Here is a 12007-nt window from a genome sequence, read left to right as displayed (position 1 = left end):
TCAGGGGGTTTATCCCTTCATGTCCGACATGTAACGGGTAATATGGTTCATGATCGCCTTTTTTAGCCCTGTCGCTCCGAGATTCGAGCAATGGAGCTTGTATTCCGGGAGACCTCCAAGGGCTTTAACGATGTCCATGTCGTCGATCAGCATCGCCTCGTCAAGGTCCTTGCCGAGGGCAAGTTCCGTCATGACGCTCGCGCACGCGATGGACGCGGGGCATCCCCTGATCTGGTATCGTATGGCGATGATAATGTTGTCTTCAACCTTGATGAAAACCCTCAGGAAATCGCCGCAGTTCGGGTCACCGATCTCTCCCGCCCCGTCATGATCGTTGATTATGCCGACGTTGCGGGGGTTGTTGAAATGGTCCATAACGATAGGGGTATACTCGTTCATTGGAGTCTGTGTCCTCCCTGGTTTTTCATTAAGGTGACGAGCCGGATGGAACCGGTCCGTTTCAACTCCCTGAAATTAGCTCCCTGACGTATGTGGAGGAGGGATGTATCAGGGTCGGTGACGATGGAGCCGGAAATGATGTCTATGCCGTGGTCGAACAGTACGCTTGTGAGGGGTGTCGTGGGGCCGAGGAGCATCTTTGTGCTATGCGGAGGGCACAGGTCGAGTATGCCGTTGAGGGTGTGATTGATAAGGGTTGTGCTCGAAATGGCGATGATGTCCGATTGTGCGAGCAAGGCGGCTGTTTCCTCTTCAGAATGGTCGCCGGGCTGCAGCCGCTTTTCGATGACCCACAGATTCCTTGCGGTGCGCTTCAGATCATCGACAAAAGGGAAATGGCCTATTACGGCAATGTTCTTCCCCTGCCCATTCCTGGCGAGATAGTCTCCGGCGTTGAGATCGAGGCATTGTTCAATATCCACGTCGATCAGGGAATTGATCGCCGCGAGTCCCACGGAAGAGTCGGTCCTGTCGTCGGATAGCGCCCCCCTGGCCAGGGAGGCCGCAGTTGTTTCCAGGTACGATCTTTGGCGTGGTTCCTTGCCATCCTCGACCTTGCAATCGTAGATCATTGTCGATGCCAGGCCGCAGTGCCTGCTCACCACCGCCGTCCAAAAGATTCCCCTCGTGACATCCACAACAGGGGCATCGATGGTGATCGAAGATACGATGTCCTCCAGCAATTTCATGGCAATGACCTCTTCCATTGGAAGCGGATGACATGCGTCATCCGCTTCCAATCATTCCATCGACGCTTTATATCTCTAATGGTCGCAGGTGTTTGCGCCGGTGACGAGCGTCCCTTTCAGGTAATTTTCCACCGCCATCTTCGGATCTCCTTCCTGTGCGCCTGTCACGACCTTGATGGCCTGCTCGGCGAAAAGCTGCTGCGCACGGCTTCCCATGCCTCCAGCTATGATGCAGTTCACGCCCTGCTGCGCAAGCCACGGGGGCAGAAGGCCCGGTTCGTGGGGCGGCGGTGTTACATATGTTTCGTTTACGATTTTGCCCTGCGCGTCGGTATCGATAAGCGCAAAGGCCTCGCAATGGCCGAAATGCATGCAAAGCTTGCCTTCGTTTGTGGGTACGGCAAATTTCATGGTGTTGGTGCCTCCTTGAACTGAGATATCCCCCTGGCCCGCGCCACTGGAGGGTGGTATGACAGAGCTTTCCGTGTTGCCTTCTTTTGCCGGGGGCCGGGGGATATCTGCATTGCTTGATGAATAGACCGCAGTAACCTTATCCACGATCTCGTCAAAACGTTTCGCTGTTTCCGAGGTGCTGTAGGTGAGTATGTAGGGAATTCCACTGTCGCCGCTCCTGACGATATCGGGATCGAGCGGTACTGCTCCCAGGAAGGGGACGTTCATGCGCGAGGCCAGTTCCTTCCCGCCGCCCTTCATGAAGATGTCGACCTCTTTGCCGCAGTGAGGGCAGATGAATCCGCTCATGTTCTCGATGATCCCGGCTACGGGAAGATCGAGCTGATTGCAGAAGGTGATGCACTTTGCCACGTCGATGGTCGCCACCTGCTGCGGTGTCGTAACGATGATGGCGCTGGCGCGTTCCTTGATGAGCTGTCCTATGGACAGAGGTTCGTCGCCTGTCCCCGGAGGGGCATCGATGACCAGATAGTCGAGGTTTCCCCACATAACGTGCTGGAGAAATTCTTTGATCACGTTGTACTTGAGAGGCCCTCTCCAGACGACAGGCTGATCGTCGTTTTCGAGGAGGAGCCCCATGGATACAACGTGGAGTTTCCCGAAACATTCGATGGGGATAATCTCGTTGTCCTTGACGCCCACCTTCTGGCCGTTGAGGCCGAGCATTTTCGGGATGCTGGGTCCGTGAATATCGACGTCAAGAAGGCCGACCCTCTGGCCACGGGCCGCCAGGCTTAAAGCCAGGTTCACCGCTACCGTGCTTTTGCCCACGCCGCCCTTTCCGGAAAGGACCATCAAGGTCCTGTCTATCCGGCTCAAACGTTCCTGAAGCAAAAGGTCGTCCATTTCCGTGTTCTGTGTTGTCTGTCCACACTCTGTCATATCGTTACTCCTTGTATATTGATATTATTTGCTCCGATATCTCCCGCAAGGCCTTGCTCACGGGGAGATCGGGTGCATATTCCACTACGGCTTTTCCCTGCCGCTGTGCCTCCGAGATTGCCTTTTCGTAGGGTAGACGGCCGAGGACAGGCATGTTATTAGCATTGCAGTACTGTTCTATCGACTCGGTGCAGGCCGGATTGATATCGCTTTTGTTGATGATCACGGCGGCCGGGAGAGAAAAATGCCGGGCCAGCTGGGCGATCCGTTCAAGATCATGTATGCCGGAGGCCGTCGGTTCGGTGACGATAAGCGCCAGTGACGTCCCGGTTATCGATGAGATAACGGGGCATCCGATACCCGGCGGACCGTCTATGAGGATCCGTGACAGCCCCATGCTCTCCGCCCTCTCCCTGGCTTCAGTTCTCACCATGGTCACCAGTTTTCCCGAATTCTCCTCGCCGGGAAGCAGTTCCGCGTAAACAAAGGGCTCGCCTGCCGGTGTGTCGCATATGTAACAGTGCCCCGCGAGCGGCGTTTCGAATTCGACGGCGGATGCGGGGCAGTAGAAGAAGCAGGCGCCGCAGCCTTCGCATGAGACGGGATCGATGATAAAGTCTTCGGAAATAGCATCGAAACGGCACATATCCCTGCAGATCCCGCAGTCAGTGCATTTTTCATTGATTATCCGGGCTTTCTTGCCGGCGGCGAATTCCTTTTCCTCGATGATGCGGGGGTTAAGGACGAGAGCAAGGTTCGCGGCATCCACATCGCAATCGACCATTGCCTTCCTGTCGATGAGGCAGGCGAGCGATGCGACGACGGACGTTTTGCCCGTTCCGCCTTTTCCACTGACAACAACGATCTCTTTCATGATCTCATCCTTCCTGCGTGAACGCTATGGGTGTCAAGGAGCTTCTCGAGGTTTGCCGCAAGGGTTTCGTAGACATCGATGTAGTGCGGAAGCGATTCGAGAATGATACCGCCCTGTGAATAATGGCGGGCGATGTCCGCATCTTCAGGTATTACGGCGAGGATAGGTATGCCAGCCGCCTCGAGGTAATCGCTCAAGGGTTGGTAGCCTCCCTGGTCCCTGTTTATGACGACACCCGTGGGTATATTGAGGAGCCTTGCCACATCGATGGCGATCTTGAGGTCGTGGAGGCCGAAGGGCGTCGGCTCCGTGACCATGATGACGGCGTCTGACCCTTTCAAGGTCGCCACAACGGGGCAAGAGGTTCCCGGCGGGGCATCTATGATATGCACGTAGGGGTCTTTCCGCCCGTTCTTCACTTTCTTGATGAGGGGCACCGCCATTGCCTCACCGACGTTCAAAACGCCATGGATGAAATCTATCCTCTTTGTTCCACTTCCCTTCCCGATGATGCCGATCTCCCTGTCTCCTTCAGTGATGGCTCCCGTGGGACACACGGAGCTGCAAAGACCGCAGCTGTGGCACAGACCCGGAAAGATGAGGGTGTCACCGGGGAGATTGACGATGGCGTGAAACTGGCATTTCAGTCCGCATTCACCGCAGGATGTGCATTTTTCCTGATCGACAACGGGGACCATTACCTTTGATGGGGCCGATTCGGTAATGGAAGGCTTGAGAAAGATGTGACCGTTGGGCTCCTCCACGTCGCAGTCAAGGTATTGCACGCGCTGGCCGGCTGAGGCCAGGAGCCAGGCGAAATTGACCGCTACGGTCGTTTTGCCGGTTCCTCCCTTTCCGCTGGCCATCGTGATGTTCATGCCCGTCAGGTCGATCATGATGCCCTGGTCATTTTGGACCCGCACTGGGGGCAAACCTGTTCAAAACATGGTGTCCCCCGAGTGTGTGGTGATTTTGTTCCACATTTGGGGCACTGGCATTCTCCCCCGACGCCAAGGCCCTGGCCTCCCATCCTGCCCTTTCTCGTACCCGCCTGACCGCCGCCCTGACCGCCGCCCTGACCGTTCATCTGTCCTGTTCCCGATTGACCTGTCCTGTTTCTGCCTGGCATAATATGTGCCTCCTTCTTGTTTTTCTTACCAGTGGCCTTCCACGTCCGCACCGGCAAGCTTCGAAAGCTTTCCGCTCTTGTACGCCTCGAGAGCTTCACGGACCGTCATTCCTGAGGTATTGAACACCTCGACGTTCGCCGTTGAGAGAACGCGAAAAGCATTTGGCCCAAGATGACCGCTTATCACCACTTCTGCCCCTGTCTGAATGACATTCTGTGCGGTCTGGATGCCGGCACCCTGGGTAGCGTTCATGTTCGTGAGGTTATCGACGGTTTCCAGATCGTTTGTTTCGGCATTGACCACAACGATCTTTTTCGCCCTGCCGAAACGTTCGTCTACCATTCCATCAAGCGTCCCATCTACACTCGTTACAGCTATCTTCATGGGAAGTCCTCCTTCTTTCTGTTGCACTGCGGGAATTTGAGATGCAGCGGCTTCCGCCGAGGAACATCCCTGACCCCAGTGTTTTCGGTAGTGACACGGACCGGCCATCCCTTCATGGATGGTTACATTGCCGCCTTCTATCCTGAGGGCCTTGCCGTTTATTATGGCGTCGGTTATCTTCTGATGGGCGGCATTGATCAAACGATGGAAGGTCGGCTGGGAAACGCCCATCTGGTTTGCAGCTTCTTCCTGGGGAAACCCCAGAAGATTTTTGAGGCGCATTGCCTCGACCTCATCCTGACCGATCACGATCTCCTGAACAGCGCCCAGGGGAATCCCCGCAGGTTTGAAAAACACCGATTTCGGTTGGAATCCTATTCGTCTCTTACAGGTCGGTCTGGGCATCTTCACCTCTTCACGTTTGTTTGCGTCCTACATAATGAATATATATTCAGAATGACCTGTTTGTCAAGGGGAAGGAAAAGAAAGTTTCTAATGTTGCAGAGTTCGAGGTCTCAGGGAAAACAGGTAAAGACAAGAGGCGGCGGGTTTTTCACACATCGCCGGTGAAGATCTCCGCGATGTGTTCTTCGTGGCGGATGCCTTTTTCCATGCGTGAACATGTGGGATGATACACGCGAGGAGGCTCAGTCTCCCCGTGCTGTTTTCATGGTTCCAGGCATTCGGACGGCGACAACCTCTCCACGGGCGCAGACCTTTCCCGCCGCCAGAACCTCGATTGCCACGACCACCTTGCGTTTCCCCACGCTCTTGAGCTTTCCCTGCGCGACCAGTTCAGGACCAAGCGGTGTGGGCAGGAGATAATCCACCTTTAAGGAAGCCGTGACGAAGCGGAGGTTAGGCTGCGTGTCCATGGTCCTCCCCTCCAAGCGATAAGCCGCCGCCGCCGCGGTTCCCGTCCCATGGCAATCGATGAGGGAGGCGATCACGCCGCCGTAGACGAAACCGGGTGCCGCCATGTGGCATGGTTTTGGAGTGAACCTGGCTACCGATCTCTCTCCATCCCAGTAGCTTTTGATATGGAGGCCCTCCTCATTGAGGCGGCCGCAACCGTAACAGTGACTTACGTCTTCCGCGTAATAATCCTGAAATGCCTTTTCTTTCATGAAACCATCCTCCCGCCGGCGATCCAATTGGACTGGAACACAGAGGTATATGTATCATTTTGCTGGAAGAAAAGCATCCCCCTAATTGGAAAAAGGCGACGAGACCCCCGCCGGGAGCCAATCGGTCGGGTCTGGGTCTCATCGTCCTTGATCCATTTAGTCCTTTGCAATGGTAACGCGGAAAGTCTCCCCTTCTTGCTCAACGTGCTTGAGGGTCCACCCGTGGGTGATGGCGGCGCGGGAGACATTCTCCTTGGAAGTGACGGTGTCCACGAGGACGGTTATCTCACCTTTTCCGGTCTTCTTGATCTCGTTCAAGGTCAAGATAACCGGCTGCGGGCACGAAAGTCCTTTTGCATCGACGATAGCGCTCATTTATCATTCCTCCTTTTTCAGGCAGCCTTCTGTCTCATGGTGAACCCGATGAAGAGGCAAACCAGAAGACCTGTGATCACGGCTGCGATGCCGTGAGGTCCCACACCCTGGGGGGAACTTGCCAGGCCGAAGTTATGGGAGAAACCGGCACCGACGATCATCCCCAGGACAAAGACGGCTGCGTCGCCGTCACCTTCCCCTGCAAGGAAGAGCTGCCGTCCCGGACACCCTCCTGCCAGGGCAAATGCCAGCCCCGCCAGCACCATGCCGCCAAAATTCCACAGGGTCATCGTATGCGCGACGGGTTGGTTCGCAAAGCCGGGGTGGAATTGCCCCAGGACCAGGTTTGTCAGGAAGGCAAATACGACCAATGCGACGAACCCCGAAAGGAGATGGGTCTGTCTGAAAAGAACAAGGTCCCTTATGGCCCCCATGGTGCAGAACCTGCTTCTCTGCGCCAGAAACCCGATGGCGAGCCCTATCGCCAGGGAAAGGAAAAGGGTTGCATGCATTGAGCCGGGACCCTTCAGACTGTAGAAGAGGACCCCACTCTTGTCCTGCCCCTCCGCCTGGGGAAAGACGAGCATGAGGACGAGAAAGCCCAGCATCGTCAGGGGCAGCAGCCATCCAACCGACGTGTGGGTGGTTTGCGAACGTCCAAGGTTGTAACCACCCCTGAGAAAAAGGGTACCTACCCATATTCCTCCAATAAGCCCCAGCAGACCGAATATCGCGTTCCAGTCACCGCCGGCGAGGCGGAGTGCCGCCCTCCATGGGCAGCCCAGAAAGACAAGCGCCCCGATCATGGCAAAGGCGCCGAGAATGAACCGCACGATGGGGGCGGACCCCGCCCGTGCCCGGAATTCCTTGAAGGCGTAGGCTGCGACCAGCGAGCCCAGGACAAACCCGATGATCTCGGGCCGTATGTACTGGACGACAGCCGCGCGATGAAGGCCCAGGGCGCCCGCTATGTCCCTCTCGAAACAGGCCACGCAGATGCCCATATTTGCCGGATTTCCCCACTTTTGCAAGAGCTGTGCGAAGATACCTATAAAAGCTCCCACCGCAATTATTCCCCACCGTGTCGCAAAAAACTGTACGAATTTTGACATGAGCTTTTCCCCTGTATTTTTTATTAGCTTTCCTTAGTACACAAACATAGCTATAAAGGATTTGTCAAATCGATATTATCAATAACTATTTCCCGTATCATTCGAGCTTCCTATTGGTTTTCTGATTGCTGCCGCGGCTCTTTCAGACTTCTCCCGGTGATTGCATCCTCCGGGTTGGTTCCCGTTTTGACAATGGCACATGCAATCTGATATAGGAGTAAAAGCATGTGATCGGGGAATGGCTCCGACCACGTTTGAGGTTAGGAATACCCGGAATACCGGAAGGAGCATGACATGGAGAACGAATACATTCTTACGGAGATAGGCGATGACCATATCTGCCGGATCACACTGAACCGGCCTGAGAGCATGAACACCTTCAATACCCCCATGGCGACGGAACTCGACGGCGCTCTTCGCACGGTTGACAGGGACGACAATGTCCGCGTTGTTGTGTTAAGGGGCACCGGCAAGGCGTTCTGCGCCGGCATCGACGTCAGTGAATTTCCCGGAAAGACCGCCATGGAATACAGCGAATGGATAGGTCTTATGGGTGCTCCGATGGTGACGATGAACGATCTAAAAAAACCCGTGATCGCCCAGGTGCAGGGGATCGCCGCTGCGATCGGAGCAGGTCTGGTGGCCGCCGCAGATTTGGCGATCGTATCGGAGAATGCCCGTTTTGGCCTGACGGCGATCAACGTGGGGCTCAACTGCGTCGGGCCCGTGGTTCCCGTTACCCGGTCGGTCGGCAGAAAGCGCGCCCTCGAGCTTTTGCTGTACGGGGACCTGATAGACGCCCGCGAAGCCTTGCAGATGGGGCTTGTGAACCGCGTTGTCCCCACGGAGGAGCTTGATCTGAGAGCAGGGCAATGGGCGGCCCGACTGGCCGCAAAAAGTCCCCTGGCCGTGGAAACGGCGAAGAGGGCCTTTTACACGGCTGCCGATATGGAGTACCACAAGGCCTTTGAACACATGACCGGCGCTCTTGCGCGCCTCTGCACAACGCAGGACGTCACCGAAGGGATCGATGCCTTCTTCGAAAAAAGAAAACCTCACTGGAAACGCCGTTGAGGATGGATGTCTGGAAGAAGTGACGGGCCAAGCATTTTTTCATGTATCATGATTATGAAGAGCAACCTGGAGTGTGTTGGCCGCCAGTGTGGCGCAATGCACGTCGTCATCGGGAAGGCCGCCGATGGTATCAAGAATGGTCTTGGCCGTGATCTCCCTGATTTTCTCCGGGTCTTTTCCCATAGCGAGCTCAGCCGCCAGGGACCCGCAGATCATGCTCGGTCCGCAGCCGTCCGTCACGAAGGAGGCCTCGTTTACCTTTCCTCCTTCGAATCGCAGGAAGATTTCCATTGTATCGCCGCATGGTCCGGTGATGCGGCCATGGGTATCCGCCTTATCCATCGCGTACATGTATTTTGGATCGAGCCACCTTTCGAAGGCCTTTTCGCCGTAATCTCTCAGAGTATCACCATATATCTTGTCTTGCAGCTCTTTTACAAAATCGTCAAGTTTATCAGTCATACCTACTCCTTTTTTGTCTATCCATCTTTTAACCTTTCGGACCATGATGCTCGGGTCAGGACGTTCGTTCCGGGTGTGAAGCCCGTGTGTGAGGCGACAGGCCCGCATTTGATCCTGAAGAGAAAGCATATGTTCTTTTCCTCGTTGCTCAATGTTTCGTAATTGCCCTGGCCCTTTGCGATTACCAGATCGGCGTTCTTGTAATGGCTCTGGAATTCCAGGCTGCAGTCTTCCAGTATTGTTCCCGGAGCGTCGGAACCATTGCTGACCAGTCTTACCAGGTTCTGGAGCCCTGCCGCATGTGCGTCCTCCATGACGGCATCATTGATGACCGGCCCACCCCGAACGGCTGCAGTGATGCGCTCCACGGGCATCTCTTCGATAAGGAGTCGGTCGAAAACGATCTCACCGGCGTTGTCAGCGAGATAGAGAATGCTCGATGCCTTGTCTATCTCTTTGCGGAGGTGTTCAATATCGATGTGAAAAGGTTCGGAAAGGGTTCGCGCCATGCTCGAACGCACTTCATCCTCCGTCAGGCCGCCGTTTGCACCGAGGTCGATGACATTTCCCGTGATTGCGAGGAGGACCGCGGTCTTCAAGGGGTCGGGGCTTTTGCGCACTATCTCCTTGAGCTGAGGCAAAAGCTGGAGCGCAAGGCGGTTGTGCCGGTTCTTGGCATCGCGGTACGGATCGGAATTTCCCGTCAACTCCCTTAGCTTGCGGTGTATCATCTGGCCCACGAAAGGGGGTGACCGGTCAAGATCGAGGCCTGCCAGGCACCGCAGTATCTCGCGTAGAATACCTTCGTGAACAGAAGGGTAATCCGATACAAACCGAGCGGCTTCCAGTGTCTGTCTCACAAAACAGGGTATGCAGTCGATCGACGTTCTCATACCCGTATGCACCGCAATTCATGTGCCACCGGCAACGCAGGGAGAGTTCGACGCTGCATCATATTGATATGAAAGGTTTTGCGGCCGATGACGATAGTCCGGCGCAGTGACACTTCACGTGAAAAGACGGGGGCATTAGTGCAATATGCAATACTACCCGCGTCGGCCCCGCCCGTCGCCGTGAGGCGTTTCGATCTTAAGGTCCCTGATCTTTCGATACAGCGTGCTTGCATTGATGCCGAGGTCGCGGGCTGCTCGTTTCCTGTTTCCCCCATAGCGCCGCAAGGTCTCCACTATGAGGTGCCTCTCCGTGGCCTTGAGGCTTGTAAGACCGCTGTCCCTGGCCGGGGAGATCAGGTCAGGCCGAAGCTCGGGTGGGAGGTGATGGAGCTCGATGACATCTCCACCGCACAGGACGAAGGCCTGCTCGATGATGTTTTCCAGCTCGCGGACATTTCCGGGAAAGTCATATCCCATGAGCCGTGTCGATGCCTCGAATGAAACACCGGCGATGTTCTTTCCCTGAAGATGGTTGTATTTGGCGACGATATGATCCACCAGGAGGGGAATGTCCTCTCTGCGGTCCTTCAGGGAAGGCAGCGCGAGATGGATGACATGGATCCGGTAGTAGAGATCTTCCCTGAATCTGCCTTCTTTGACAAGACTGCCGAGATCCTTGTTTGTGGCGGCGATCACGCGGACATCAACCTTCAGGGGCTCGGTGGCGCCAAGAGGTTCGACGATGCGCTCCTGAAGAACGCGCAGGAGGCGCACCTGCAAGGCTGGCGATATGTCTCCGATCTCATCGAGGAATATGGTCCCGCCATGCGCAAGCGCAAAACGCCCCATTTTATCCCTCTTTGCGTCAGTGAAAGCGCCGGCCTTGTGTCCAAAGAACTCACTTTCAAGGAGAGTGTCGGGGAGGGCGGCGCAGTTGACGGCCACAAAGCGCTTTTTTCTTCTCGGCGAAAGATTGTGCAGGGCCCGGGCAAAAAGCTCCTTTCCCGTACCGCTCGGCCCTTCGATCAACACCGTGCTGCTGCTCCCGGCGATAAGGGGAAGCATTTCGAAGAGACGTATCATCGCCGAGCTTCTTCCCACGATGTCCTCGAAAGTGTGGCGACTGTGCAGTTCCTTGCGCAGCTGCTCCACCTGGCTTAAGTCCTGGAAGGTTTCAACGCCGCCTATAACATTGCCGTCCTTGTTCTTCAGGATCGCCGTGGAGATGCGGATGGGGACCGTGAAGCCCTTGTTGTTGACGATATGGGCAGTGGCGTTCACGACAGGCTTTCCCGTTTCGAAGGTCTTCCTCAGCGAGCACTCGTTCTCACACACATTCGCGTGGAAAACCTCGGAACAAAGGCGTCCCACACTATCCTCTCTTGAAACCCCCGTGATGCGCTCGGCGGCTTGATTGAAGGAAGTTATGCGCCAGTCCAGGTCTATGGTAAAAACGCCCTCGTTTATTGAATCAAGTATGACCTCGCGCTCGTCGACGGCACGCCTGTCTTTCATGTCATGCTCCGGACACCCTCAACAATAATCGTGCTTATTGCAACTATCAACATATGTAAGTATTGCATAATGCGTGATTATCGTCAATCTTCCCGATCTCCACCATGGCGTTACACCCTGTCAACATTGGATTCGCCGCATTCTATAAAGGGTGGTATGGATGTTGCAATCCTGGTGTTTATGGTCATAGCGATAGCAAATTGGCAAAAAAGTGTCTCGCCCGTCTTTGACGTGTCGGACAGACTGTGCGTGATTGAGATCGCTGACGGTGCCGAGGTTCGGAGGGAGACCGTACTCCTGAAATACACAGACCCCTTCGGAAGGGCCAGAGAGGTGGCGCAGGCAAGTGTGGAAATATTGATATGCGGCGCTGTTTCTCGCGCTTTCGAAACCGCGCTGATCAGCGTGGGGATCCGGGTTCTCCCTTTCATATGCGGTGAACTTGAGGCTGTTATCGGTGCGTTCCTGCGGGGCGGGTTGATGGACAGCCATTTCATCATGCCCGGTTGTTTCGGGAAACGTCAGGGGCATCGGTTTCAGGGCCGTCGCGTAAGAAA

Annotated in this window: 14 protein-coding genes; 2 read left to right on the top strand and 12 right to left on the bottom strand. The window is 55.4% G+C overall.

What is annotated here, in order from left to right:
• Window positions 1-9: 9 nt before the first annotated feature.
• The 9 genes from PHC90_07720 to yedE all read right to left on the bottom strand — a co-directional run bounded on the left by PHC90_07720 (window position 10) and on the right by yedE (window position 7506).
• Window positions 10-399: an iron-sulfur cluster assembly scaffold protein gene (locus PHC90_07720; GenBank protein ID MDD3846232.1), complete on the bottom strand. Its 390-nt coding sequence runs from the start codon at window positions 397-399 to the stop codon at window positions 10-12.
• Window positions 396-1148 carry a DUF364 domain-containing protein gene (locus tag PHC90_07715; protein ID MDD3846231.1) on the bottom strand — a complete coding sequence of 251 codons (753 nt, stop codon included), beginning with the start codon at window positions 1146-1148 and terminating at the stop codon, window positions 396-398. The genes PHC90_07720 and PHC90_07715 overlap by 4 nt, the downstream gene beginning before the upstream one ends.
• A 75-nt stretch (window positions 1149-1223) precedes the next feature.
• Complete coding sequence (locus tag PHC90_07710; GenBank protein ID MDD3846230.1) at window positions 1224-2504, bottom strand: iron-sulfur cluster carrier protein MrpORP; 1281 nt, start codon at window positions 2502-2504, stop codon at window positions 1224-1226.
• Window positions 2505-2508: 4 nt separating this feature from the next.
• Entirely contained in the window at window positions 2509-3378 is an 870-nt protein-coding gene (locus PHC90_07705; GenBank protein MDD3846229.1) for a P-loop NTPase, read from the bottom strand.
• Window positions 3375-4301: an ATP-binding protein gene (locus PHC90_07700; protein ID MDD3846228.1), complete on the bottom strand. Its 927-nt coding sequence runs from the start codon at window positions 4299-4301 to the stop codon at window positions 3375-3377. Before PHC90_07700 ends, PHC90_07705 begins: the two co-directional genes overlap by 4 nt.
• A gap of 231 nt (window positions 4302-4532) precedes the next feature.
• Window positions 4533-5297: a DUF134 domain-containing protein gene (locus tag PHC90_07695; GenBank protein ID MDD3846227.1), complete on the bottom strand. Its 765-nt coding sequence runs from the start codon at window positions 5295-5297 to the stop codon at window positions 4533-4535.
• A 242-nt stretch (window positions 5298-5539) separates the two neighbouring features.
• The gene (locus PHC90_07690; protein ID MDD3846226.1) at window positions 5540-6019 is read right to left on the bottom strand and encodes a PaaI family thioesterase; all 480 of its coding nucleotides are present in this window, start codon (window positions 6017-6019) and stop codon (window positions 5540-5542) included.
• A 156-nt stretch (window positions 6020-6175) separates the two neighbouring features.
• A complete protein-coding gene (locus PHC90_07685; GenBank protein ID MDD3846225.1) occupies window positions 6176-6394 on the bottom strand; it encodes a sulfurtransferase TusA family protein in 219 nt (72 codons plus the stop codon).
• A gap of 17 nt (window positions 6395-6411) precedes the next feature.
• Window positions 6412-7506, bottom strand: coding sequence for a YedE family putative selenium transporter (gene yedE / locus PHC90_07680; GenBank protein ID MDD3846224.1), 1095 nt, complete (start codon window positions 7504-7506; stop codon window positions 6412-6414).
• 294 nt (window positions 7507-7800) lie between these two features.
• Between yedE and PHC90_07675 the strand changes: the two genes are divergently transcribed.
• Window positions 7801-8580, top strand: coding sequence for an enoyl-CoA hydratase-related protein (locus PHC90_07675; protein ID MDD3846223.1), 780 nt, complete (start codon window positions 7801-7803; stop codon window positions 8578-8580).
• 39 nt (window positions 8581-8619) lie between these two features.
• On the opposite strand, the gene PHC90_07670 is transcribed toward PHC90_07675, so the two are convergent.
• From PHC90_07670 to PHC90_07660, 3 genes are all read right to left on the bottom strand, one after another.
• Window positions 8620-9042, bottom strand: a complete 423-nt coding sequence (locus PHC90_07670) for an iron-sulfur cluster assembly scaffold protein (GenBank protein ID MDD3846222.1) — start codon at window positions 9040-9042, stop codon at window positions 8620-8622.
• A 17-nt stretch (window positions 9043-9059) separates the two neighbouring features.
• Window positions 9060-9935: an ARMT1-like domain-containing protein gene (locus PHC90_07665; GenBank protein ID MDD3846221.1), complete on the bottom strand. Its 876-nt coding sequence runs from the start codon at window positions 9933-9935 to the stop codon at window positions 9060-9062.
• 153 nt (window positions 9936-10088) lie between these two features.
• Window positions 10089-11450: a sigma 54-interacting transcriptional regulator gene (locus tag PHC90_07660; GenBank protein ID MDD3846220.1), complete on the bottom strand. Its 1362-nt coding sequence runs from the start codon at window positions 11448-11450 to the stop codon at window positions 10089-10091.
• A 156-nt stretch (window positions 11451-11606) separates the two neighbouring features.
• Here PHC90_07660 and PHC90_07655 point away from each other — a divergent pair.
• Window positions 11607-12007: hypothetical protein (locus tag PHC90_07655; GenBank protein MDD3846219.1), on the top strand; the 401-nt coding region annotated here is incomplete at its 3' end.

Source organism: Syntrophorhabdaceae bacterium, assembly GCA_028698615.1.
GTDB lineage: Bacteria > Desulfobacterota > Syntrophorhabdia > Syntrophorhabdales > Syntrophorhabdaceae > Delta-02.
Note: the sequence above shows the minus strand (reverse complement) of the source record. Positions and strands in the feature narration are given on the sequence as shown.